Below are 24,381 nucleotides of genomic sequence, written 5' to 3'. Positions count from 1 at the left end.
AGCCCAAGTACGTCCAGTACGAGGGCTTCCGCCCGGCACACCGAGAGCACGCACCAGACGCCGCCCGGCCCGTCCTCCGGGCGGACGTCGGGAATTTGACGACAGGCCCTAGGAGCCGACCCGGCGGCCGGCCTCTCCGTGCGCGGACGCGGTCCAGGTGAACTGCGGAGGCCGGCGCTCCAGGAAGGCGGCGACCCCCTCCGCGGTGTCGTCCCCCTCGCGCGCCTGCCGCGCCCAGTACCCGTCCCGGTCGGTGCGGCCGTCGGCGAACTCCTTCGCCGCCGCCTGCGTCAGCTGCGAGCGGGACACGAGGATCCGGGCGAACTCCGCGACGCGCCCGTCCAGTTCGCCGTCGGGCAGCACCTCGTCCACCAGGCCCGTGCGCAGCGCCCGCCCCGCTTCGATCAACTCGCCCGAGAACAGCAGGTACTTGGCGGTCGCGGGCCCCACCAGGGACACCAACCGCCGTGTGGAGGAGGCCGCGTAGACGATCCCCAGCTTCGCCGGGGTGATCCCGAACGAGGCCCGCTCGTCCGTGAACCGCAGATCGCACGCCGCGGCGAGCTGACACCCGCCGCCCACGCAGTAGCCGCGTACGGCCGCGACGGTCGGTTTGGGGAACGCGGCGAGCGCGTCCTCCGCGCGTACGGCGAGACCCTGCGCCTCCCCGGCCGAACCCCGCAGCGAGGAGATGTCGGCCCCGGCGCAGAACGTCCCGCCCTCGCCGGTGAGCACGAGCACGCGTACGGCCGGGTCGCCGGCCAGGGTGTCGAGCAGGGGCGGCAGCGCCCGCCACATGTCCGCCGTCATGGCGTTGCGCTTGGCGGGGTGGTGGATGACGACGGTGGCGACCCCGTCGGCGACGCTGTGCAACAGCTGCGGATCCATGGCCGGATGCTACGTGGTCGGGGGATTCGTGATCGGTCTCGGGCCGAGCCAAACCCGTACAACCCGAAGAGTTCCCGATCCGGCACAGGACGGACAGAATCTGTCAATCGGCTGCCGATGGCACGCGTCGGCGATCAGAAGACGTCGATACTCGCTGACTTCTGTTCAGTCATCCGGTATGGACCAGCGCGTTATCAACACTCGACGTGTGGTGACAATCGAGCGCAAGGGCGGCGACCGGACGATGGACGACCAGGGGCGGGGGCCCGGCCCACGTCCTGAAGGCGGAGGGGAGGCGTCCCCCGACGAGAGACCGCCCGGCCCACTGCCGTACGAGGGAGTCTGGCGGTTCACCGCTCCCGCCGTCGACTCCTCCGTACCCCAGGCACGGCACGCGGTCCGCGACCTGCTGGTCCGCCAGGGCGTACCCGTCTCGGACGACATCGTCGAGGGACTGCTCCTGATCGTCTCCGAGCTGGTGACCAACGCGGTGCGGCACGCGGCCCTGCTCTCCCCGATGCTCGGCGTCGAGGTCGCCGTCGGAGCCGAGTGGGTGCGGGTCTCCGTCGAGGACAACCATCCCTACCGTCCGACGGCCCTGGAGGCCGACCACGGCCAGACCGGTGGCCGCGGCCTCCTCCTCGTACGCGAGATCACCCGCGAGGCGGGCGGGATGTGCGACGTGGAACACACGGCGACGGGGGGCAAGGTGATCTGGTCCGCACTGCCCCTCACCGTCGCCCGGGCGGTCTGAGGGTCACCAGCCCGCGGCGTCGCCCGTCAGTTCCCTGATCGCCGGCCGGGCCGAGTCCAGCACGGTCATGAACCACGCCGAGAACGGATCCTTCGCATGCCGCTCGGCCAGCTCGCCCGCACTCACGAAGACCGTCGACCCGACCTCCTCGGGGTCGGGCCGCACAGCCGACTGCACCATCCCGACGAACAGATGGTTGAACTCCTGCTCCACCAGTCCCGAGTCCGGGTCCGGGTGGTTGTAGCGGACGGTGCCCGCCTCGGCGAGGAGCGACGGAGAGACCCCCAGCTCCTCGAACGTCCGCCGCGCGGCCGCCGCGAAGGGCGCCTCGCCGGGGTAGGGGTGACCGCAGCACGTGTTGGACCAGACACCGGGGGAGTGGTACTTGCCCAGCGCCCGCTGCTGCAGCAGCAGCCGGCCCCGCTCGTCGAAGAGGAAGACGGAGAACGCCCGGTGCAGCTGCCCGGGCGGCTGATGTGCCGTGAGCTTCTCCGCCGTGCCGATCGTGGTGCCGTCCTCGTCGACCAGTTCGAGCAAGATGGCTTCAGCGGTGCCGTTCGACGAACTGTGCGTCGCGGTGGCAGGAGTGATCGGCATACCCATCCTTCGCATCGGTCTTCAAGCCCCAAGTCTGCCGTACCGAACCGGCACTCCCGGCACCACGCGGGGTCCCGCACGTCCGGTTCCGCCGCGCGGCCGAACCGGACATCGCGACCGGTACCGGCCGGACGCCGAAAGGGGCCGGACACCTCATCGTTCCCGCCGCTACCGGCACAGAACCGTCCAGAACGGGAGCATTCGTCCTTTCACCCGCAGGGGGCGGCCGGTTCGAACGCCGTAGCGCCGGATCCGGCGCCCCGCGCCCGCTGACCGGCCCGCACCCGTGCGCGCCGCCTCCACCACCGGTCGTACGCCGGATCGTCACGCGTGATGCAGCTGCCAGCCCTGCCACGCCGACTCGACCATCTCGCGCACCCCGCGCCGCGCGCTCCAGCCCAGTTCCCGGGCGGCCAGGTCGGCCGAGGCGACCGCGCGCGGCGCGTCACCCGGGCGGCGCGGCTCGACCAGCACCTCACGGGTGTCGCCGGTGACCTCGCCGATGAGCGTCAGCAGTTCACGCACCGAGACCCCCTCGCCGCGGCCGATGTTCACCGTCAGATCGCCCGCGGCGCCAGGAAGGTCCGGGGTGTCCGAGGAGGCCAGTCGCCGTGCCGCCGCCAGATGCGCCTCGGCGAGATCGGCGACATGGATGTAGTCGCGGACGCAGGTGCCGTCCGGCGTCGGATAGTCGTCGCCGAAGATCCGGGGAGCCTCGTCGCGGGTGAGCCGGTCGAAGACCATCGGGACCACGTTGAAGACCCCGGTGTCCGCCAGTTCGGGGGCGGCGGCGCCCGCCACGTTGAAGTAGCGCAGGCACACGGTGTCGATGCCGTGGGCGCGGCCGGCGGCCCGCACCAGCCACTCACCCGCGAGCTTCGTCTCGCCGTAGGGGCTCATCGGGGCACACGGGGTGTCCTCCGTGATGAGGTCCACATCCGGGTTGCCGTACACGGCCGCGGAGGAGGAGAAGACGAACCGCCGCACACCCGCCCCGGCGACAGCGTCCAGAAGTGTGGCGAGCCCGCCGAGGTTCTCCTGGTAGTAGCGCGTGGGCTGGGCCACGGACTCACCGACCTGCTTGCGCGCGGCCAGGTGCACCACACCCGTCACCGCGTGCTCGGCGAGGACCCGCTTGAGCAACTCCCCGTCCAGCGACGAACCCTGGACCAGTGGAATACCGTCGGGCAGCCGTGCGGGAACCCCGGCCGAGAGGTCGTCGAGCGCGAGCACGCGCTCCCCGGCCTCGGCCATGGCACGCGCCACATGCGCCCCGATGTATCCAGCCCCACCTGTGATCAGCCATGTCATGGACGCCCACCCTATGCCGGTCCGCTCCGGTCGGAACCCACATGTGCTCCGGCCCCACGACGCGGGAGCCGTGCCCTGAATTGCGCCGGAATGGGCCGTGGTTTGTGAGCCGGGGCCCGGATCCACGATGATGATCGCCGAGGACGTACCGATCAGAACGTGTTGATCGGACCGTGAACGGGCGGTGAACGGCCGCTTCCCATCATCCGATAGCCTCTGCCGACATGCCGCCCGGCCGTCCCAGGGCGCACCCCCACCACGCACCTGCCCGGCGTCGTGCACGCCGGAACCCAGAGGAGTGAGTTCGTCCTGTCGACCGCCATCCTCACCGGTCAGCCGGTCCCCGGGTCGTCGCTCGAAGGCGATCTGCGGTCCCTCGGCTTCGACGTGCGGGCCGCCACCGACGCGGCCGACGCCGAGACGCTCCTCGCCGCCGTCCCCGCGGACCAGCGGGTCGCCGTCGTCGACGCCCGCTTCGTGGGCCACGTCCACGCGCTGCGGCTCGGCCTGACCGACCCCCGCTTCGACGCCGCCGCGATCCCCGGCGCCGTCACCGCCAAGTCCGCGGCGCGGCCGGCACTGGCCGGCGCGCTGCGCACCGCCTCCTCGGACGCGTCGAACGGCTCCGTGGTGGTCGGCATCGTCGCCGACCGTGTCGCGGAGGCCCTCGACACCGATCTGCACCGCCCCGAGCTGGGCGAACTCGTCGCCGAGGTCCCGAGGGACCCGCAGGCCCGCAACGAGGCCCGGCAGTCCGTGGCCTCCGTGGACGACGAGGCGATCCGGCTGCGTACGGCCGTGAAGTCCCGCGACGGCTTCTTCACCACGTACTGCGTCAGCCCGTACTCCCGCTACCTCGCCCGCTGGTGCGCCCGCCGCGGACTGACCCCCAACCAGGTCACCACGGCGTCGCTGATCACCGCGCTGATCGCGGCCGGCTGCGCGGCGACGGGCACCCGGGCCGGTTTCGTCGCCGCGGGACTGCTGCTCCTCTTCTCCTTCGTACTCGACTGCACGGACGGCCAGCTCGCCCGGTACTCCCTGCAGTACTCGACGCTCGGCGCCTGGCTCGACGCGACCTTCGACCGCGCCAAGGAGTACGCCTACTACGCGGGCCTCGCCCTCGGTGCGGCCCGCGGCGGCGACGACGTATGGGCGCCGGCCCTCGCCGCGATGGTCCTGCAGACCTGCCGGCACGTCGTCGACTTCTCCTTCAACGAGGCGAACGTCGACAGCGCGGCGGCCGGCACCAGCCCCACCGCGGCTCTTTCGGGCAAGCTCGACAGCGTCGGCTGGACGGTCTGGCTGCGCCGGATGATCGTCCTGCCCATCGGTGAGCGCTGGGCGATGATCGCGGTACTCACCGCGCTCACGACGCCCCGTATCACCTTCTACGTACTGCTGATCGGCTGCGCGTTCGCCGCCTGCTACACCACCGCGGGCCGGGTGCTGCGCTCGGTGACCCGCAAGGCGCGGCGCAGCGACAAGGCCCTGCGGGCGCTGGCGGATCTCACGGACTCGGGCCCGCTCGCCGAGGTGTGCGCCTCCGCGCTGCGCAAGCTGCCCGCCCGGCTGCCGGCCGGCTCGCGTCTGCTGATCGTGCTGCCGGGCGCCGTGATCCTCGTCGCCGCGGCCTGGACCGCCGGCTACGGCAGCTGGTGGCCCGTCCTCGCAGCCGCGCTGTACGTCCTCACCTCGGGTGCGGCGGTGGCGCAGCCTCTCAGGGGGGCCCTGGACTGGCTGGTCCCGCCGCTGCTGCGGGCCGCCGAATACGGCACCGTCCTCGTACTGGCCGCCAAAGCCGATGTGAACGGAGCCCTTCCGGCAGCTTTCGGGCTGGTGGCGGCCGTCGCCTACCATCACTACGACACGGTGTACCGCATCCGCGGCAACGCCGGCGCGCCGCCGCACTGGCTGGTGCGGGCGATCGGCGGGCACGAAGGCAGGACGCTGCTGGTCACCGTCCTGGCCGCGCTGCTCGCCGCAGAAGATTTCAAGGTCGCGCTCACGGTTCTCGCCGTGGCCGTGGCTCTGGTGGTGCTCTTCGAGAGCATCCGCTACTGGGTGACCGCCCACAGGCGCGGCGCACCCGCCGTACACGATGAAGGAGAACCCGCATGATCGGCCTCGTGCTGGCTGCCGGCGCCGGACGGCGTCTGCGCCCCTACACCGACACCCTGCCCAAGGCTCTGGTGCCGGTGGGACCCGAAGGCGACGAGGACAGCATCACGGTGCTCGACCTCACCCTCGGCAACTTCGCCGAGATCGGCCTGACCGAGGTCGCGATCATCGTCGGTTACCGCAAGGAAGCCGTCTATGAGCGCCGCGAGGCGCTGGAGCAGAAGTACGGCGTCAAGATCACGCTGATCGACAACGACAAGGCCGAGGAGTGGAACAACGCCTACTCCCTGTGGTGCGGCCGTGACGCGATCAAGCACTCGGTGATCCTCGCCAACGGCGACACCGTGCACCCGGTCTCCGTCGAGAAGACCCTGCTCGCCGCCCGCGGCGACGGCAAGAAGATCATCCTCGCCCTCGACACGGTGAAGTCCCTCGCCGACGAGGAGATGAAGGTCGTCGTGGGCCCCGAGGGCTCCATGACGAAGATCACCAAGCTGATGGACCCCGCCGAGGCGACCGGTGAGTACATCGGCGTGACCCTCATCGAGGGCGACGCCGCCGACGAACTGGCCGACGCCCTCAAGACGGTCTTCGAGACGGACCCGCAGCAGTTCTACGAGCACGGCTACCAGGAGCTCGTGAACCGCGGCTTCCGGATCGACGTGGCCCCCATCGGCGACGTCAAGTGGGTCGAGATCGACAACCACGAGGACCTCGCCAAGGGACGCGTGATCGCGTGCCAGTACTGACGAGGCTCATCCCCTCGCCGGTCGTCGTCGACATCCGTCCGGGTGCCCTGGACGACCTCTCCGCGGTCCTCGCCGACCAGCGCATCTCGCACTCCGGCAAACTGGCCGTCGCCATCAGCGGCGGCTCGGGCGCCAAGCTGCGCGAGCGGCTGGCCCCGGCGATGCCGGGCGCCGACTGGTTCGAGGTCGGCGGCGGCACCCTCGACGAGGCGATCAAGCTCGGCGACGCCATGAAGAAGGGGCGCTACGACGCGGTCGTGGGCCTCGGCGGCGGCAAGATCATCGACTGCGCGAAGTTCGCCGCGGCCCGGATCGGCCTCCCGCTGGTCGCCGTCGCGACGAACCTCTCGCACGACGGTCTGTGCTCCCCGGTCGCGACCCTCGACAACGACGCGGGCCGCGGTTCGTACGGTGTGCCGAACCCGATCGCCGTGGTCATCGACCTCGACGTGATCCGTGAGGCCCCCGTCCGCTTCGTGCGCTCCGGCATCGGCGACGCCCTGTCCAACATCTCCGCGATCGCGGACTGGGAACTGGCCAACCGCGAGAAGGGCGAGCAGATCGACGGCCTCGCCGCCGCGATGGCCCGCCAGGCAGGCGAGGCCGTGCTGCGGCACCCGGGCGGCGTCGGCGACGACGCCTTCCTCCAGGTGCTCGCCGAGGGCCTGGTCCTCACCGGTATCTCCATGTCGGTCGCGGGCGACTCCCGTCCGGCGTCCGGTGCCTGCCACGAGATCAACCACGGCTTCGACCTGCTCTTCCCCAAGCGGGCCGCCAGCCACGGCGAGCAGTGCGGCCTGGGCGCGGCCTTCGCGATGCACCTGCGCGGGGCCCGCGAGGAGTCGGCGTACATGGCCGAGGTCCTGCAGCGCCACGGGCTGCCCGTGCTGCCGGAGGAGATCGGCTTCACCCCGGACGAGTTCGTCCAGGTCGTGGAGTTCGCTCCGTCGACCAGGCCGGGCCGCTACACGATCCTCGAACACCTCGACCTCTCCACCGACCAGATCAGGGACGCATACGCCGACTATGCAAAAGCCATCGGTAGCTGAGCTCCGCCCGGTCGTGCACCCCCCGGGTGTCAAGGACCGGCGGAGCGGCGAGCACTGGGGAGGCCGGCTCTACATGCGCGAGATCTCGTTGCGCATCGACCGGCACCTGGTGAACACCAAGGTCACGCCCAACCAGCTGACCTACGTGATGACCGTCTTCGGCGTGCTCGCCGCCCCGGCCCTGCTGGTGCCGGGCATCCCGGGCGCCCTGCTCGGCGTACTGATGGTCCAGCTGTACCTGCTGTTCGACTGCGTCGACGGCGAGATCGCCCGCTGGCGCAAGCAGTACTCGATGACCGGGGTGTACGTCGACCGCGTCGCCGCCTACCTGTGCGACGCCGCGGTCCTGGTCGGCTTCGGCCTGCGCGCCGCCGATCTGTGGGGCACCGGACGCATCGACTGGCTGTGGGCCTTCCTCGGCACCCTGGCCGCCCTCGGCGCCGTCCTGATCAAGTCGGAGACCGACCTCGTCGGGGTCGCCCGCCACCAGACCGGCAAGGCACCGGTCCAGGAGTCGGCGTCCGAGCCGCGCTCCTCCGGCATGGCGCTGGCCCGCCGGGCCGCGGGCGCGCTCAAGTTCCACCGGCTCGTCCTCGGCATCGAGGCCTCCCTGCTGATCCTGGTCCTCGCGGTCCTGGACACGGTCCGGGACGACCTGTTCTTCTCGCGGCTCGGCGTAGCCGTCCTGGCCGGCATCGCCATGCTGCAGACGGTGCTGCACCTGGTGTCCATCCTCGCTTCGAGCAGGCTGAAGTGAGCACGGCCACGAAGGTCGGCGCGGTGATCATCACCATGGGCAACCGCCCCGACGAACTCCGCGCCCTCCTCGACTCGGTCGCCAAGCAGGACGGCGACCCGGTCGAGGTGGTCGTGGTCGGCAACGGCTCGCCCGTCCCGGACGTCACCGGGGCCATACCCGGTGTCCGCACGGTCGAGCTGCCGGAGAACCTCGGCATCCCCGGCGGCCGCAACGTCGGCATCGAGGCGTTCGGCCCCGGCGGCACCGACGTGGACGTCCTGCTCTTCCTGGACGACGACGGCCTCCTGGCCCGCCACGACACCGCCGAACTGTGCCGGCAGGCCTTCGCGGCCGACCCGGAACTGGGCATCGTCAGCTTCCGTATCGCCGACCCCGAGACCGGCGTCACCCAGCGCCGCCACGTGCCGCGGCTGCGCGCCTCCGACCCGATGCGCGACTCCCGCGTCACCACCTTCCTCGGCGGCGCCAACGCCGTCCGTACGAAGGTGCTCGCCGAGGTCGGCGGACTGCCCGAGGAGTTCTTCTACGCCCATGAGGAGACCGACCTCGCCTGGCGGGCCCTCGACGCGGGCTGGATGATCGACTACCGCTCGGACATGGTGCTCAACCACCCCACGACCGCACCCTCGCGGCACGCGGTCTACCACCGGATGGTCGCCCGCAACCGTGTCTGGCTCGCCCGCCGCAACCTGCCCGCCCCACTGGTCCCCGTGTACCTCGGCGTGTGGATGCTGCTCACGCTCGCCCGTCGGCCCTCGCGCCCGGCCCTGAAGGCCTGGTTCGGCGGTTTCAAGGAGGGCTGGACCAGCCCGTGCGGCCCCCGGCGCCCCATGAAGTGGCGTACGGTATGGCGCCTGACCCGTCTGGGCCGACCACCCGTCATCTGACACGCTCGATATCTGAGAGCATTCGGGCCGTACCCCGGTCCCTGTCTTTGGCCTACGCCCTACCAGGCCGCGCACCTTGAGGACGAAAGTTTCCCTGTGAGTGAGACAACGCATGACGGCGGCGTCGCGGTGAGCGCCCCCCCGTCCCCCGATGAAGGGCTCTCCGCGGCGGACCTCGCCGCCAAGTACGGGCTGGCCGTCAGCGGCGCCCGGCCCGGACTCGTCGAGTACGTCCGTCAGCTCTGGGGACGGCGTCACTTCATCCTCGCCTTCTCGCAGGCGAAGCTCACCGCCCAGTACAGCCAGGCCAAGCTCGGCCAGCTGTGGCAGGTGGCCACACCGCTGCTGAACGCGGCCGTGTACTTCCTGATCTTCGGCCTGATCCTGAAGGCCGACCGCGGCATGGACCGGGAGGTCTACATCCCGTTCCTGGTGACGGGCGTGTTCGTCTTCACCTTCACCCAGAGCTCGGTGATGGCGGGCGTGCGCGCGATCTCCGGGAACCTGGGACTGGTCCGGGCGCTGCACTTCCCGCGCGCCGCGCTGCCGATCTCGTTCTCGCTGCAGCAGCTCCAGCAGCTGCTCTTCTCGATGATCGTGCTGTTCGTCGTGGCGGTCGGCTTCGGCAGCTACCCCCAGCTGTCCTGGCTGCTGATCCTGCCGATCCTGGTGCTGCAGTTCCTCTTCAACACCGGCCTCGCGATGATCATGGCAAGGATGGGCGCCAAGACCCCCGACCTCGCCCAGCTCATGCCGTTCGTGATGCGTACGTGGATGTACGCGTCGGGTGTCATGTTCTCGATCCCCGTGATGCTCGACGAGCACCCCAAGTGGATCGCCGACATCCTCCAGTGGAACCCGGCCGCCATCTACATGGACCTGATGCGCTTCGCGCTCATCGACGGCTACGGCTCCGAGAACCTGCCGCCGCACGTGTGGGCGGTCGCGGGCGGCTGGGCCGTCCTCGTCGCCGTCGGCGGTTTCGTGTACTTCTGGAAGGCTGAGGAGCGTTACGGCCGTGGCTGAGCAGAACGACAGGAACCCCCTGATCCCGACCGTCATCGCGGACGAGCTGCACATCGTCTACCGCGTCAACGGCGCCAAGACCGGCAAGGGCAGCGCCACCTCCGCCCTCAGCCGCATACTCCGGCGCGGCGAGGAGCGGGGCGTGCGCAAGGTGCACGCCGTGCGCGGTGTCTCCTTCAAGTCCTACCGCGGCGAGGCCATCGGCCTCATCGGATCCAACGGCTCCGGCAAGTCCACCCTGCTGCGGGCCATCGCCGGACTGCTCCCCGCGGAGCAGGGCCACGTCTACACCGACGGCCAGCCCTCGCTCCTCGGCGTCAACGCGGCCCTGATGAACGACCTCACGGGCGAGCGGAACGTCATCCTCGGCGGACTGGCCATGGGCATGTCCCGTGAGCAGATCAGGGAGCGCTACCAGAGCATCGTCGACTTCTCGGGCATCAACGAGAAGGGCGACTTCATCACGCTGCCCATGCGCACCTACTCCTCGGGCATGGCCGCCCGGCTGCGCTTCTCCATCGCCGCCGCCAAGGACCACGACGTCCTCATGATCGACGAGGCCCTGGCGACCGGCGACCGCAAGTTCCAGAAGCGCTCCGAGGCCCGGATCCGGGAGCTCCGCAAGGAGGCCGGCACGGTCTTCCTCGTCAGCCACAACAACAAGTCCATCCGTGACACGTGCGACCGCGTCCTGTGGCTGGAGCGCGGCGAGCTGCGGCTGGACGGACCGACCGACGAGGTCCTCAAGGAGTACGAGAAGTTCACCGGCAAGTAGTCCCGGTCGTAGAAGAAGCACGCAGGGCCCCGCCGGAACGGTTCGGCGGGGCCCTGCGTCTGCAAAGGAAACGCCAACTCCGGTCGCCCGTAGGAATCTTGACGCCAATCGGTGTGTTCTTGTGATGTGCAGGACACCCCGGCGGAGCATGGCGGGTTGTACAACGTAAGCTGTACCGGTGCTGATTCGCGGCAAGTAGGGCGATACTGCGCGACACCCGGCATAGGGTCTGCCGCGCGGACGGCCGGGCGGCGTGTCCGAAATAGTCACCATTGGGTCAGCAGTGTAGAACGGGAGATGTGACGGCGATGGCTACGGAAACTCTCCAGCTCCGCTGCGCGTGTGCCGTCCGTGCGTGTGCCGTCCGTGGCCCGGGCGGCCGGCGATGACGCCGGCCGGAACGGCACGCGCCGGTGACCCGGAGCGCGGCACCCTCGACAAGGCCGCGGACGAGAACTTTCCCGTGGCGCCGTTCTTCCTGCCCAGGGCCTGGCGGGCCGACCTCATGGCCGTCTACGGCTTCGCCCGGCTCGTCGACGACATCGGCGACGGAGACCTGGCCCCCGGCGGCGCGGACGCCCGTCTCCTGGGCGTGTCCCCCGAAGAGGCGAAGGACCGGCTGGTCCTGCTCGACGCCTTCGAGGCGGACCTGCACAAGGTCTTCGACTCGACTCCGGGCCACCCGCTCCTGCGCCGCCTGCAGCCCACGGTCCGCCGCACGGGCCTGACCCGCGAGCCCTTCCTCGGCCTGATCGCCGCGAACCGCCAGGACCAGCTCGTCAAGCGGTACGAGACCTACGACGACCTCCTCGCCTACTGCGAACTGTCCGCGAACCCGGTCGGCCGACTCGTCCTGTCCGTCACCGGCACCTCGACCCCCGAGCGGGTCCGCCTCTCCGACGCGGTCTGCACGGCCCTGCAGATCGTCGAACACCTCCAGGACGTCGCCGAGGACCTCGGCCGCGACCGCATCTACCTTCCCGCCGAGGACATGAAGCGCTTTCACGTCCAGGAGGCGGATCTCGCCACGCCCACGGCAGGCGCATCGGCGCGCGCACTGGTTGCATACGAAGCAGAACGCGCCCGGAACCTCCTGAATGAAGGCACCCCCCTCGTGGGTAGCGTCCACGGCAGGCTGAAGCTGCTGCTCGCGGGGTTCGTGGCAGGAGGAAGGGCGGCGATCCACGCGATCGCCGCCGCCGAATACGACGTACTTCCCGGCCCGCCGAAGCCCGGCAAGATCCAGTTGCTGCGCGAGGTGGGAGTGACTCTGCGAGGAGAGGGGTGATCCGGACCGTGGAGTCGGAACCACACATGTCCGCACCGGTACTCGCCGCTTACGGCTACTGCGAGGCGGTCACCGGGCAGCAGGCCCGGAATTTCGCGTACGGCATCCGGCTGCTGCCGGCGCCCAAGCGACGGGCCATGTCGGCCCTGTACGCGTTCTCACGGCGCGTCGACGACATCGGTGACGGCGTGCTCGCCCCCGAGGTCAAGGCGAAGCGGCTGGAGGAGACCCGGGCGCTGCTCGGCCGGATCCGCGACCGCTCGGTCGACGAGGACGACACCGATCCGGTCGCCGTCGCCCTGCGGCACACGGCCGACCACTTCCCGGTGCCGCTCGACGGCCTCGACGAGCTCATCGACGGCGTGCTCATGGACGTCCGCGGCGAGACGTACGAGACCTGGGACGACCTGAAGGTCTACTGCCGCTGCGTCGCCGGAGCCATTGGCCGGCTCTCGCTCGGCGTCTTCGGTACGGAACCGGGGGCGCGCGGCGTCGAGCGGGCGCCGGAGTACGCGGACACGCTCGGGCTCGCGCTGCAACTGACCAACATCCTCAGGGACGTTCGCGAGGACGCCGAGAACGGGCGTACGTATCTGCCCGCGGACGACCTCGCGAAGTTCGGCTCCTCGGCCGGGTTCAAGGGATCGCGCCCGCCGGAGGGCTCCGACTTCGCGGGCCTCGTGCACTTCGAGGTGCGCCGGGCCCGCGCGCTCTTCGCGGAGGGCTACCGGCTGCTGCCCATGCTGGACCGCCGCAGCGGCGCCTGCGTCGCCGCGATGGCGGGCATCTACCGCCGCCTCCTGGACCGCATCGAGCGCGAACCGGAGGCCGTCCTGCGCGGCCGGGTCTCGCTGCCCGGACGGGAGAAGGCGTACGTCGCCGTGCGCGGCCTCTCCGGCCTCGACGCCCGGCACGTCTCCCGGCGAACCGTCAGGAGGCGCGCTTGATGGACACTTCGCCCGAAGATGATGCAATTACCTGGAAACGGCGCGCAACCCTCCAGCCCGGGACTGCGTCCCTGACTGCATCGGCCGCCCGTGCCCCGCTCCACCGGCACGGCGAGGCCGCGGGGGAAGGTGCACGATGAACGACACCACGCAGGACGAGGGGCCCGATACGGGCTCCCCAGGACGCCCCACGACGGCCGTGGTGGTCGGCGGGGGGCTCGCGGGAACGACCGCGGCGCTCGCGCTGGCCGACGCCGGGGTCCGGGTGACGCTGCTCGAAGGTAGGCCCCGCCTGGGCGGGCTCGCCTTCTCGTTCCAGCGCGACGGACTCACCGTGGACAACGGCCAGCATGTGTATCTGCGCTGCTGCACGGCGTACCGCTGGTTCCTCGACCGCGTCGAAGGAGCGGCGCTCGCGCCGCTGCAGGACCGTCTCGACGTGCCCGTCCTCGACGCCGAGGCCCCGGCCGGACGACGGCTCGGCAGAATCGGCCGAACGGCGCTGCCCGTCCCGCTGCATCTGGCGCGCAGCCTCGCGACCTACCCGCATCTCTCGCTCGCCGAGCGCGCCAGGGTCGGCCGTGCCGCTCTGGCGCTCAAAGGACTCGACCTCGCCGATCCGGCGCTCGACGCGCAGAGCTTCGGCGGCTGGCTGACCGCGCACGGTCAGTCCGACCGGGCCATCGAGGCACTGTGGGACCTGGTGGGGGTCGCCACCCTCAACGCGGTGGCCGGCGACGCCTCGCTCGGGCTCGCCGCGATGGTGTTCAAGACCGGTCTGCTGTCCGACCCGGGCGCCGCGGACATCGGCTGGGCGCGCGTCCCGCTGGGCGAACTGCACGACCGGCTGGCCCGCAAGGCGCTCGACTCCGCGGGAGTCCGTACCGAGGTCCGTACACGAGTCACCTCCATCTCCCCACACGAGAACGGCCGTTGGAGCGTATCGGTTCCCGGTGAGAGGCTCGACGCCGACACGGTCGTCCTCGCCGTACCGCAGCGCGAGGCCCACGATCTCCTGCCCGAGGGCGCACTCGACGCCCCGGAGCGGCTGCTGGAGATCGGGACGGCGCCGATCCTCAACATCCACGTCGTGTACGACCGCACGGTGCTCAGCCGGCCGTTCTTCGCCGCGCTCGGCTCCCCGGTGCAGTGGGTCTTCGACCGGACCGAGGCGTCCGGGCTCACCGAGGGCCAGTACCTCGCGCTCTCCCAGTCGGCCGCGCAGGACGACATCGACGCACCGGTCGCGGCGCTGCGCGAGAAGTACCTGCCGGAACTGGAGCGGCTGCTGCCGCACACCGGGGACGCGGCGGTCCGGGACTTCTTCGTGACCAGGGAGCGCACGGCGACGTTCGCCCCGACCCCCGGCGTCGGACGGCTGCGGCCCGGCGCCCGCACCAAGGCCCCCGGCCTGTACCTGGCCGGCGCGTGGACCGCCACAGGGTGGCCCGCGACCATGGAGAGTGCGGTCCGCAGCGGCGTGAGCGCGGCGGACGCCGCCCTCGACGCCCTGGGCCGGCCACGCGACCACCTCTTCGAGGTCTTCGAGGAGGCGGCGTGACGCTCGATCAGAGCGACGGGGCCACCGTCGCCCGCTCCGGCACCGGCCCCCGCACCCCCCGCATCGCAAATAGAGGAGAGACTGTGCCCACTGTGCCCCCGGCATCGAAGGCTGCCGACGCGGTGGACGTGACCGCGCTCCTGGAGCGCGGCCGGACCCTGGCCTCACCCGTACTGCGGGCGGCCATCGACCGCCTCGCACCGCCCATGGACACCGTCGCCGCCTACCACTTCGGCTGGATCGACGCCGAGGGCAACCCCGCCGAGGGCGACGGCGGCAAGGCCGTACGCCCCGCCCTCGCCGTACTGTCCGCCGAGGCCGCCGGAGCAGCCCCCGAGGTGGGTGTGCCGGGCGCGGTGGCCGTCGAGCTGGTGCACAACTTCTCCCTCCTGCACGACGACCTGATGGACGGCGACGAGCAGCGCCGCCACCGTGACACCGTCTGGAAGGTGCACGGCCCCGCCCAGGCGATCCTCGTCGGCGACGCCCTGTTCGCGCTGGCCAACGAACTGCTCCTGGAGCTCGGCACGGTCGAGGCGGGCCGCGCCACCCGCCGGCTGACCACCGCCACGCGCGCGCTGATCGACGGCCAGGCCCAGGACATCTCCTACGAGCACCGCGACCGCGTCAGCGTCGAGGAGTGCCTGGAGATGGAGGGCAACAAGACCGGCGCCCTGCTCGCCTGCGCCTGCTCCATCGGCGCGGTCCTCGGCGGCGCCGACAACCGCACGGCGGACGCGCTGGAGAAGTACGGCTACCACCTCGGCCTCGCCTTCCAGGCCGTCGACGACCTCCTCGGCATCTGGGGCGACCCGGTGGCCACCGGCAAGCAGACCTGGAGCGACCTGCGCCAGCGCAAGAAGTCCCTGCCCGTGGTGGCCGCCCTCGCGGCCGGCGGCCCGGCCTCCGAGCAGCTGGGCGAACTGCTCGCCGCGGACGCCAAGAGCAGCGACTTCGAGAACTTCTCCGAGGAGGAGTTCGCCGTGCGCGCCGCGCTCATCGAGGAGGCGGGCGGCCGCGAGTGGACCGCCCAGGAGGCGCGCCGCCAGCACACCGTCGCCGTCGAGGCGCTCGACACGATCGACATGCCGGACCGGGTGCGGGCTCAGTTCGTGGAGCTCGCCGACTTCGTCGTCGTACGAAAGAGATGATCACTATCGGTCGAATAGCCCTCGCGTAGTCGCCGGCCGGTGCTGCGGAAGAACGAGCACCGGCCGACGGCGGACCCAGCAGAGACATGCCACTGCACGAAGGGGAAGCCATGACAGCGACGACCGACGGAAGCACCGGAGCCCTCCCGCCCCGCGCAGCCTCGGCCAGCGACATCCGGACAGAATCGACTCCCGCGGCGGCCGGGACAGCCGATATCCGAGAGACCGCCACGCACGCGATACAGCGTGCCACCGACTTCCTGCTCACCACGCAGGACGCCGAGGGCTGGTGGAAGGGCGACCTGGAGACCAACGTCACCATGGACGCCGAAGACCTGCTGCTCCGTCAGTTCCTGGGCATCGACGACGAGAAGACCACCCGGGCCGCCGCGCTGTTCATCCGCGGCGAGCAGCGCGAGGACGGCACCTGGGCCTCCTTCTACGGCGGACCCGGCGAACTCTCCACCACCGTCGAGGCGTACGTGGCCCTGCGGCTGGCCGGTGACCTGCCGGACGATCCGCACATGGCGCGGGCGTCCGCCTGGATCCGGGAGCGGGGCGGCATCGCGGCGGCCCGGGTCTTCACCCGGATCTGGCTCGCCCTGTTCGGCTGGTGGAAGTGGGACGACCTCCCCGAACTCCCCCCGGAGCTCATCTACTTCCCGAAGTGGATGCCCCTCAACATCTACGACTTCGGCTGCTGGGCCCGGCAGACCATCGTGCCGCTCACCGTCGTCTCCGCGAAGCGCCCGGTCCGTCCCGCGCCCTTCGCGCTGGACGAGCTGCACGTGGATCCCCGTCACCCCAACCCGGTCAAACCCTTCGCCCCGGTGGCGAGTTGGGACGGCGCGTTCCAACGGCTCGACCGGGCCCTGCACGCCTACCGCAAGGTCGCGCCGCGCAGGCTGCGGCGGGCCGCGATGAACACCGCGGGCCGCTGGATCATCGAGCGCCAGGAGAACGACGGGTGCTGGGGCGGCATCCAGCCGCCCGCCGTCTACTCGGTCATCGCGCTCCATCTGCTCGGCTACGACCTCCAACACCCCGTCATGCGCGAGGGACTTGCCTCCCTCGACCGCTTCGCCGTGTGGCGCGAGGACGGCGCCCGGATGATCGAGGCCTGCCAGTCACCGGTGTGGGACACCTGCCTGGCGACCATCGCGCTCGCCGACGCGGGCGTGCCCGCCGACCACCCGCAGATGGTGCGGGCGGCGGACTGGATGCTCGGGGAGGAGATCGTCCGCCCCGGCGACTGGGCGGTCAAACGACCCGGACTGCCGCCCGGCGGCTGGGCGTTCGAGTTCCACAACGACAACTACCCCGACATCGACGACACCGCCGAAGTGGTCCTCGCGCTGCGCCGGGTCAGACACCACGACCCGGAGAGGGTGGAGAAGGCCATCGGGCGCGGGGTGCGCTGGAACCTCGGCATGCAGTCGAAGAACGGCGCGTGGGGCGCCTTCGACGTCGACAACACCAGCCCCTTCCCCAACCGGCTGCCGTTCTGCGACTTCGGCGAGGTCATCGACCCGCCGTCCGCCGACGTCACCGCGCACGTCGTGGAGATGCTCGCCGTCGAGGGCCTGGCCAACGACCCGCGCACCCGCCGGGGCGTCGAGTGGCTGCTCGCAGAACAGGAGGCGAACGGCTCCTGGTTCGGCCGCTGGGGCGTCAACTACGTATACGGCACAGGGTCGGTGGTGCCCGCGCTGGTCGCCGCCGGACTGCCCGGCTCGCATCCCGCGATCCGGCGGGCCGTGGCCTGGCTGGAGACCGTACAGAACGACGACGGGGGCTGGGGCGAGGACCTGCGCTCCTACCACGACGTCGCCGAGTGGAGCGGGCGCGGCGAGTCGACCGCCTCCCAGACCGCGTGGGCGCTGCTGGCGCTGCTCGCGGCCGGGGAGCGGGAGTCCAAGGCCGTCGAGCGCGGGGTCGCCTGGCTCGCGCAGACCCAGCTGGCGGACGGCTCCTGGGACGAGCCGTACTTCACCGGCACCGGGTTCCCGTGGGACTTCTCCATCAACTACCACCTCTACCGGCAGGTGTTCCCACTCACCGCACTGGGCCGGTACGTCAACGGCGAACCGTTCGCCGACCTGCAGAGCGGCTCCCAGAGCGCCTTCGGCAGGGCGAGCTGATGAGCGCGACACCGGGCGCCGCCCCGCTGCTGATCGCCTGCGCGCTGGGCATCGAGCGGTTCGCCCTGCGCACGGGCGGCGACCGGGGCGGCGCCGAGGGACCGGTCACCGTGCTGCGTACGGGCATGGGTCCCGCGGCGGCAGAGCGGGCGGTCGGCAAGGTGCTGGCCGGTCCCGCGATGAGCGGGGCGGCCGTCCTGGCCACGGGCTTCTGTGCCGGGCTCGCCCCCGGTATGCGTCCGGGAGACCTGGTCGTCGCCGAGGAGACCCGGGACGCGCACGGCAGCACGCCGTGCGTGGGCACCGGGCTGCTCGTCGGGGAACTGCGGCGCGCCGTGCCCGGTCGCGCCGTCCACACGGGGCCGCTCGCCGGTTCCGACCATGTGGTCCGCGGTCCCGAACGGGCGGAGCTGTACACGACCGGGGCGATCGGGGTCGACATGGAGTCGGCGGCGACGCTCCGCAGCGCGGTCCGGGCGGGCGAGCGCCCGGTTGCCGCCGTACGGGTGGTCGTGGACGCCCCGGAACATGAACTCGTCCGGATCGGCACGGTACGCGGTGGAATATCAGCCTTCCGTGTTCTTCGTGCCGTTCTCCCTGTTTTCTATGAATGGCACCGTTCTTCGCTGCTCCCCAGGAGGTGAGCCAGATGGCCATGCCGCTTCGCCAGACCATCAAGGTCGCGACGTATCTCATGGAACAGAAACTCCGCAAGCGGGACAAGTTTCCGCTGATCGTCGAACTTGAACCGCTGTACGCCTGCAATCTCGCGTGCGAGGGCTGCGGCAAGATCCAGCATCCGGCCGGAGTGCTCAAGCAGCGCATGCCGGTGGCGCAGGCCGTGGGGGCGGTCCTCGAATCGGGCGCGCCGATGGTGTCCATCGCCGGTGGCGAACCGTTGATGCACCCTCATATCGACGAGATCGTGCGGCAGTTGGTGGCCAGGAAGAAGTACATCTTCCTGTGCACCAACGCCATGCTGCTGCGCAAGAAGATGGACAAGTTCACGCCCTCGCCGTACTTCGCGTTCGCCGTGCACATCGACGGTCTGCGTGAGCGGCACGACGAGTCCGTCGCCAAGGAGGGGGTGTTCGACGAGGCGGTCGCGGCCATCAAGGAGGCCAAGCGGCGCGGCTTCCGGGTGACCACCAACTCGACCTTCTTCAACACCGACACCCCTCAGACGATCATCGAGGTGCTGAACTACCTCAATGACGACCTGAAGGTGGACGAGATGATGATCTCGCCCGCCTACGCCTACGAGAAGGCGCCCGACCAGGAGCACTTCCTGGGCGTGGAGCAGACGCGCGAACTGTTCAAGAAGGCCTTCGCGGGCGGCAACCGGCTGCGCTGGCGGCTCAACCACTCCCCGCTCTTCCTGGACTTCCTGGAGGGCAAGGTCGACTTCCCCTGCACGGCGTGGGCGATCCCCAACTACTCGCTGTTCGGCTGGCAGAAGCCCTGCTATCTGATGAGCGACGGGTACGTCACGACGTACAAGGACCTCATCGAGAAGACCGACTGGGACGCCTACGGCCGCGGCAAGGACCCGCGGTGCGCCAACTGCATGGCGCACTGCGGCTACGAGCCGACGGCGGTCATGGCCACCATGGGCTCCCTCAAGGAGTCGCTGCGGGCCGCCCGCGAGACCGTCTCGGGAAACCGCGGGTGACGTGATGACCGCCATCTCCTTGGGCCTCCCCGAGGTACCGGTCCGGCCGATCGCGGAACGCCGTGTCTCACGGCGGATCCAGGTCGGACCGGTGGCGGTCGGGGGCGGCGCGCCCGTGTCGGTGCAGTCGATGACGACGACGCGTACGTCGGACATCGGCGCCACCCTGCAGCAGATCGCCGAACTCACCGCGTCCGGCTGCCAGATCGTCCGCGTCGCCTGCCCCACGCAGGACGACGCGGACGCGCTGGCCACCATCGCGCGCAAGTCGCAGATCCCGGTGATCGCGGACATCCACTTCCAGCCGAAGTACGTGTTCGCCGCGATCGAGGCGGGCTGCGCGGCGGTCCGGGTCAACCCCGGCAACATCAAGCAGTTCGACGACAAGGTGAAGGAGATCGCGCGGGCCGCCGCCGACCACGGCACGCCGATCCGGATCGGCGTCAACGCCGGCTCGCTGGACCGGCGCCTCCTCCAGAAGTACGGGAAAGCGACCCCCGAGGCGCTGGTCGAGTCGGCGCTGTGGGAGGCGTCCCTCTTCGAGGAGCACGGCTTCCGTGACATCAAGATCTCGGTCAAGCACAACGACCCGGTCGTGATGGTCAACGCCTACCGGCAGCTCGCGGCCCGGTGCGACTACCCGCTGCACCTCGGTGTGACCGAGGCGGGTCCCGCCTTCCAGGGCACGATCAAGTCGGCGGTCGCCTTCGGGGCGCTGCTCAGCGAGGGCATCGGCGACACCATCCGGGTGTCCCTGAGCGCCCCGCCCGCCGAGGAGTGCAAGGTCGGCATCCAGATCCTGGAGTCGCTGGGACTGCGGCAGCGGCGCCTGGAGATCGTGTCCTGTCCGTCCTGCGGGCGGGCCCAGGTCGACGTCTACAAGCTCGCCGACGAGGTCACGGCCGGCCTGGAGGGCATGGAAGTGCCCCTGCGCGTCGCGGTCATGGGCTGCGTCGTCAACGGGCCGGGAGAAGCACGGGAGGCGGACCTGGGGGTCGCCTCCGGCAACGGCAAGGGACAGATCTTCGTCAGGGGCGAGGTCATCAGGACCGTCCCCGAGTCGAAGATCGTGGAGACCCTCATCGACGAGGCGATGAAGATCGCCGAGCAGATGGAGGCGGACGGCGTCGCATCGGGCGAGCCGGAGGTCACCGTGCCGGGGCAACCCGCCGGCACCGCGAGTTAGCTGCAGCACGGACCGAGAGGGGGCCGAGCGTGACGATTCTGGAGACCATCCGGGGACCACGCGACCTGAAGGCGCTGTCCGAGACCGAGATAGGCCAAGTGGCCGAGGAGATCAGGGAGTTCCTGGTGCACGCGGTCGCCAGGACCGGCGGGCATCTGGGACCCAACCTGGGGGTGGTGGAACTGTCCATCGCGCTCCACCGGGTCTTCGAGTCGCCGACCGACCGCATCCTGTGGGACACCGGCCACCAGAGCTATGTGCACAAGCTGCTGACCGGGCGTCAGGACTTCTCCAAGCTGCGCGGCAAGGGCGGCCTCTCCGGCTACCCCTCCCGCGAGGAGTCCGAGCACGACATCATCGAGAACAGCCACGCGTCCACCGCGCTCGGCTGGGCCGACGGGCTCGCCAAGGCCCGCCAGGTGCAGGGGGAGAAGGGGCACGTCGTCGCGGTCATCGGCGACGGCGCGCTCACCGGCGGCATGGCCTGGGAGGCGCTGAACAACATCGCCGCCGCCAAGGACCGCCCGCTGATCATCGTCGTCAACGACAACGAACGCTCGTACTCACCGACCATCGGCGGACTCGCCAACCACCTGGCGACCCTGCGCACCACCGACAGCTACGAGAAGGTCCTGGCCTGGGGCAAGGACGTCCTGCTGCGCACGCCCGTGGTCGGCGGCACGCTCTACGAGTCGCTGCACGGCGCGAAGAAGGGCTTCAAGGACGCGTTCGCCCCGCAGGGCATGTTCGAGGACCTCGGGCTGAAGTACGTCGGGCCGATCGACGGGCACGACACGGGCGCGGTCGAGTCGGCCCTGCGGCGCGCGAAACGCTTCCACGGGCCCGTACTCATCCACTGTCTGACCGAGAAGGGACGCGGGTACGAGCCCGCGCTCGCGCACGAGGAGGACCGTTTCCACACGGTCGGCGTCATGGACCCGCTCACCTGCGAGCCCCTGGCGCCCTCCAACGGGCCTTCCTGGACCTCGGTGTTCGGCGACGAGATCGTGCGCGTCGGCGAGGAACGCGAGGACGTCGTGGCGATCACGGCGGCCATGCTGCACCCCGTGGGCCTCGCGAAGTTCGCGGAGAGGTTCCCCGACCGGGTGTGGGACGTCGGCATCGCGGAGCAGCATGCCGCGGTGTCCGCGGCCGGCCTCGCGACCGGCGGGCTGCATCCGGTCGTCGCCGTGTACGCGACCTTCCTCAACCGGGCCTTCGACCAGCTCCTCATGGATGTCGCGCTGCACCGCTGCGGAGTGACCTTCGTGCTGGACCGCGCCGGGGTCACCGGGGTCGACGGCGCCTCCCACAACGGCATGTGGGACATGTCCATCCTCCAGGTCGTGCCCGGACTCAGGATCGCCGCGCCGCGCGACGCCGACCAGCTCAGGGCTCAGCTGCGCGAGGCCGTCGCCGTCGACGACGCCCCCACGCTGATCCGCTTCCCCAAGGAGCCGGTGGGACCCGAGATCCCGGCGGTCGACCGCGTCGGCGGAGTGGACGTGCTGCACCGCGGTGAGCGGTCCGACGTGCTGCTCGTCGCCGTCGGCGTGATGGCACCGGTGTGCCTCCACGCGGCCGAGCTGCTGGAGGCCCGGGGCATCGGCTGCACGGTGGTGGACCCGCGCTGGGTCAAGCCCGTCGACCCCGCGCTGCCCGGCCTCGCCGCCGAGCACCGGCTGGTCGCGGTCGTCGAGGACAACAGCCGGGCCGCCGGAGTGGGCGCGGCGGTCGCGCTCGCCCTCGGTGACGCCGAAGTCGACGTGCCGGTACGGCGGTTCGGCATCCCCGAACAGTTCCTCGCGCACGCCAAGCGGGGCGAGGTACTGGCCGACATCGGGCTGACCCCCGTGGAGATCGCGGGCCGGATCGGCGCGAGCCTGGCCGTGCGGGAGGCCGACGGGGATGCCGGGGCGGGCAGGAAACGGGGGGCCGGGAAGCAGGGTGCCGCCGGTAGGCCGGCCGCAAAGACGCGTGTGTCCAAGGAGAAGCCGGAATGACCACCAGCAAGTCCCAGGAGTTCGACCTCGGCAGCCTCCTCGCCGGGCGCGGAGCCGAGCGCTACGAGCTGCACGCCAAGTATCTGAACCACCAGCTGCCGCGCATGCTGCGCACCATCGGCTTCGACAAGGTCTACGAACGGGCCGAGGGCGCCCACTTCTGGGACGCGGACGACAACGACTACCTGGACATGCTCGCCGGGTTCGGGGTGATGGGCCTCGGCCGCCATCACCCCGTCGTCCGCAAGGCGCTGCACGACGTCCTCGACGCCCAGCTCGCCGACCTCACCCGCTTCGACTGCCAGCCCCTGCCCGGACTGCTGGCGGAGAAGCTGCTGACGCACAGCCCGCACCTGGACCGGGTGTTCTTCGGCAACAGCGGAACGGAGGCCGTCGAGACCGCGCTGAAGTTCGCCCGGTACGCCACCGGCAGACCGCGCGTCCTGTACTGCGCGCACGCCTTCCACGGGCTGACCACCGGGTCCCTGTCCGTCAATGGAGAGGACGGCTTCCGGGACGGCTTCGCCCCGCTGCTGCCCGACACGGCGGTCCCGCTCGGCGACCTCGACGCCCTGGCGGCGGAGCTGAAGAAGGGCGACGTCGCGGCGCTGATCGTTGAACCGATCCAGGGCAAGGGCGTGCACGAGTCGCCGCCCGGCTATCTGCGTGACGCCCAGGAGCTGCTGCACAAACACAAGGCGCTGCTCATCGCGGACGAGGTGCAGACCGGGCTCGGCCGCACCGGGGACTTCTACGCCTACCAGCACGAGGACGGGGTCGAACCGGACCTGGTCTGTGTGGCGAAGGCACTGTCGGGCGGTTACGTGCCCGTGAGCGCCACCCTCGGCAAGGACTGGATCTTCAAGAAGGTCTACTCGTCCATGGACCGGGTCCTCGTGCACTCCGCGAGCTTCGGATCCAACGCGCAGGCCATGGCGGCCGGTCTCGCCGTGCTGTCGGTCATGGAGAACGAGCAGATCGTGGCGAACGCGCGCGCCACGGGGGAGCAGCTCAAGTCCCGGCTCGCGGCGCTCGTCGACCGGTACGAACTGCTGAGCGACGTCCGCGGGCGCGGGCTGATGATCGGCATCGAGTTCGGGCGGCCCACCTCGCTGAAACTGCGCAGCCGCTGGGCGATGCTGCAGGCTGCGCGCAAGGGGTTGTTCGCGCAGATGGTGGTGGTGCCGCTGCTGCAGCGGCACCGGATCCTCACCCAGGTCTCCGGTGACCACCTGGAGGTGATCAAGCTGATTCCGCCGCTGGTGATCGGTGAACGGGACGTCGACCGGTTCGTGGACGCGTTCACCGCCGTGATGGATGACGCGCACAGTGGGGGTGGGCTGATGTGGGACTTCGGCAAGACACTGGTGAAACAGGCGGTGGCGAACCGGTAGGCGCCGCCGCGGGCCATGTCGTAGCGGTGCCACTGCGGGCCGGTGGGGGCTGGCCGCGCCGTTCCCCGCGCCCCTAAAAGATTGCGCCGTTCCCCGCGCCCCTTAAGGGCTCGGCTGCGCC

At 70.7% G+C, this 24,381-nt stretch carries 22 protein-coding genes; 19 read left to right on the top strand and 3 right to left on the bottom strand.

Annotated elements, in window-relative coordinates; all coding sequences use genetic code 11:
- Nucleotides 1–108: 108 nt before the first annotated feature.
- On the bottom strand, nucleotides 109–888 hold the full coding sequence (locus tag ACFVH5_RS36725; RefSeq protein ID WP_385838022.1) for an enoyl-CoA hydratase/isomerase family protein: 780 nt from the start codon (nucleotides 886–888) through the stop codon (nucleotides 109–111).
- Between the two features lie 244 nt (nucleotides 889–1,132).
- Here ACFVH5_RS36725 and ACFVH5_RS36720 point away from each other — a divergent pair, with 244 nt between their 5' ends.
- Nucleotides 1,133–1,642, top strand: coding sequence for an ATP-binding protein (locus ACFVH5_RS36720; protein ID WP_385838025.1), 510 nt, complete (start codon nucleotides 1,133–1,135; stop codon nucleotides 1,640–1,642).
- A 3-nt stretch (nucleotides 1,643–1,645) separates the two neighbouring features.
- Here ACFVH5_RS36720 and idi read toward each other — a convergent pair whose 3' ends face one another.
- The gene (gene idi / locus ACFVH5_RS36715) at nucleotides 1,646–2,239 is read right to left on the bottom strand and encodes an isopentenyl-diphosphate Delta-isomerase (RefSeq protein WP_384814814.1); all 594 of its coding nucleotides are present in this window, start codon (nucleotides 2,237–2,239) and stop codon (nucleotides 1,646–1,648) included.
- 324 nt (nucleotides 2,240–2,563) lie between these two features.
- The gene (gene galE, locus ACFVH5_RS36710) at nucleotides 2,564–3,550 is read right to left on the bottom strand and encodes a UDP-glucose 4-epimerase GalE (protein WP_385838020.1); all 987 of its coding nucleotides are present in this window, start codon (nucleotides 3,548–3,550) and stop codon (nucleotides 2,564–2,566) included.
- A 309-nt stretch (nucleotides 3,551–3,859) separates the two neighbouring features.
- On the opposite strand from galE, the gene ACFVH5_RS36705 reads away from it, so the two are divergent.
- From ACFVH5_RS36705 to ACFVH5_RS36620, 18 genes are all read left to right on the top strand, one after another.
- Nucleotides 3,860–5,671, top strand: a complete 1,812-nt coding sequence (locus ACFVH5_RS36705) for a DUF5941 domain-containing protein (protein WP_385838024.1) — start codon at nucleotides 3,860–3,862, stop codon at nucleotides 5,669–5,671.
- Nucleotides 5,668–6,420, top strand: a complete 753-nt coding sequence (locus tag ACFVH5_RS36700) for a sugar phosphate nucleotidyltransferase (protein ID WP_107019961.1) — start codon at nucleotides 5,668–5,670, stop codon at nucleotides 6,418–6,420. Before ACFVH5_RS36705 ends, ACFVH5_RS36700 begins: the two co-directional genes overlap by 4 nt.
- On the top strand, nucleotides 6,408–7,469 hold the full coding sequence (locus tag ACFVH5_RS36695; RefSeq protein WP_385838019.1) for an iron-containing alcohol dehydrogenase family protein: 1,062 nt from the start codon (nucleotides 6,408–6,410) through the stop codon (nucleotides 7,467–7,469). Before ACFVH5_RS36700 ends, ACFVH5_RS36695 begins: the two co-directional genes overlap by 13 nt.
- Nucleotides 7,447–8,226 carry a CDP-alcohol phosphatidyltransferase family protein gene (locus ACFVH5_RS36690; RefSeq protein WP_107019959.1) on the top strand — a complete coding sequence of 260 codons (780 nt, stop codon included), beginning with the start codon at nucleotides 7,447–7,449 and terminating at the stop codon, nucleotides 8,224–8,226. The genes ACFVH5_RS36695 and ACFVH5_RS36690 overlap by 23 nt, the downstream gene beginning before the upstream one ends.
- A 35-nt stretch (nucleotides 8,227–8,261) precedes the next feature.
- Complete coding sequence (locus ACFVH5_RS36685; protein WP_385838023.1) at nucleotides 8,262–9,116, top strand: glycosyltransferase family 2 protein; 855 nt, start codon at nucleotides 8,262–8,264, stop codon at nucleotides 9,114–9,116.
- A 96-nt stretch (nucleotides 9,117–9,212) separates the two neighbouring features.
- On the top strand, nucleotides 9,213–10,142 hold the full coding sequence (locus ACFVH5_RS36680) for an ABC transporter permease (RefSeq protein ID WP_384814825.1): 930 nt from the start codon (nucleotides 9,213–9,215) through the stop codon (nucleotides 10,140–10,142).
- Nucleotides 10,135–10,917: an ABC transporter ATP-binding protein gene (locus ACFVH5_RS36675; RefSeq protein WP_385838018.1), complete on the top strand. Its 783-nt coding sequence runs from the start codon at nucleotides 10,135–10,137 to the stop codon at nucleotides 10,915–10,917. Before ACFVH5_RS36680 ends, ACFVH5_RS36675 begins: the two co-directional genes overlap by 8 nt.
- A gap of 385 nt (nucleotides 10,918–11,302) precedes the next feature.
- Entirely contained in the window at nucleotides 11,303–12,205 is a 903-nt protein-coding gene (gene hpnC, locus ACFVH5_RS36670; protein ID WP_385838017.1) for a squalene synthase HpnC, read from the top strand.
- Nucleotides 12,202–13,152, top strand: coding sequence for a presqualene diphosphate synthase HpnD (gene hpnD, locus ACFVH5_RS36665; protein ID WP_385838016.1), 951 nt, complete (start codon nucleotides 12,202–12,204; stop codon nucleotides 13,150–13,152). Before hpnC ends, hpnD begins: the two co-directional genes overlap by 4 nt.
- Nucleotides 13,152–13,292, top strand: a complete 141-nt coding sequence (locus ACFVH5_RS36660) for a DUF6380 family protein (protein ID WP_385838015.1) — start codon at nucleotides 13,152–13,154, stop codon at nucleotides 13,290–13,292. Before hpnD ends, ACFVH5_RS36660 begins: the two co-directional genes overlap by 1 nt.
- On the top strand, nucleotides 13,289–14,713 hold the full coding sequence (hpnE, locus tag ACFVH5_RS36655) for a hydroxysqualene dehydroxylase HpnE (RefSeq protein ID WP_385838014.1): 1,425 nt from the start codon (nucleotides 13,289–13,291) through the stop codon (nucleotides 14,711–14,713). Before ACFVH5_RS36660 ends, hpnE begins: the two co-directional genes overlap by 4 nt.
- Entirely contained in the window at nucleotides 14,710–15,864 is a 1,155-nt protein-coding gene (locus ACFVH5_RS36650) for a polyprenyl synthetase family protein (RefSeq protein WP_385838013.1), read from the top strand. The genes hpnE and ACFVH5_RS36650 overlap by 4 nt, the downstream gene beginning before the upstream one ends.
- Nucleotides 15,865–15,974: 110 nt before the next feature.
- A complete protein-coding gene (shc, locus tag ACFVH5_RS36645) occupies nucleotides 15,975–18,005 on the top strand; it encodes a squalene--hopene cyclase (protein WP_385838012.1) in 2,031 nt (676 codons plus the stop codon).
- On the top strand, nucleotides 18,005–18,649 hold the full coding sequence (locus ACFVH5_RS36640) for a 1-hydroxy-2-methyl-2-butenyl 4-diphosphate reductase (protein ID WP_385838011.1): 645 nt from the start codon (nucleotides 18,005–18,007) through the stop codon (nucleotides 18,647–18,649). Before shc ends, ACFVH5_RS36640 begins: the two co-directional genes overlap by 1 nt.
- Nucleotides 18,650–18,654: 5 nt before the next feature.
- A complete protein-coding gene (gene hpnH, locus ACFVH5_RS36635; protein WP_189772326.1) occupies nucleotides 18,655–19,677 on the top strand; it encodes an adenosyl-hopene transferase HpnH in 1,023 nt (340 codons plus the stop codon).
- Nucleotides 19,678–19,681: 4 nt separating this feature from the next.
- Nucleotides 19,682–20,863, top strand: a complete 1,182-nt coding sequence (ispG, locus tag ACFVH5_RS36630; protein WP_385838010.1) for a flavodoxin-dependent (E)-4-hydroxy-3-methylbut-2-enyl-diphosphate synthase — start codon at nucleotides 19,682–19,684, stop codon at nucleotides 20,861–20,863.
- A gap of 29 nt (nucleotides 20,864–20,892) precedes the next feature.
- On the top strand, nucleotides 20,893–22,866 hold the full coding sequence (dxs, locus tag ACFVH5_RS36625; protein WP_385838009.1) for a 1-deoxy-D-xylulose-5-phosphate synthase: 1,974 nt from the start codon (nucleotides 20,893–20,895) through the stop codon (nucleotides 22,864–22,866).
- On the top strand, nucleotides 22,863–24,260 hold the full coding sequence (locus ACFVH5_RS36620) for an aspartate aminotransferase family protein (RefSeq protein WP_384814854.1): 1,398 nt from the start codon (nucleotides 22,863–22,865) through the stop codon (nucleotides 24,258–24,260). The genes dxs and ACFVH5_RS36620 overlap by 4 nt, the downstream gene beginning before the upstream one ends.
- The last annotated feature ends 121 nt before the right edge of the window (nucleotides 24,261–24,381 follow it).

This window comes from Streptomyces sp. NPDC127119 (assembly GCF_042677425.1).
Taxonomy (GTDB): Bacteria; Actinomycetota; Actinomycetes; order Streptomycetales; family Streptomycetaceae; genus Streptomyces.
The sequence above is the reverse complement of the archived record's forward strand: the minus strand, read 5'-3'. Positions and strand labels throughout refer to the sequence as shown.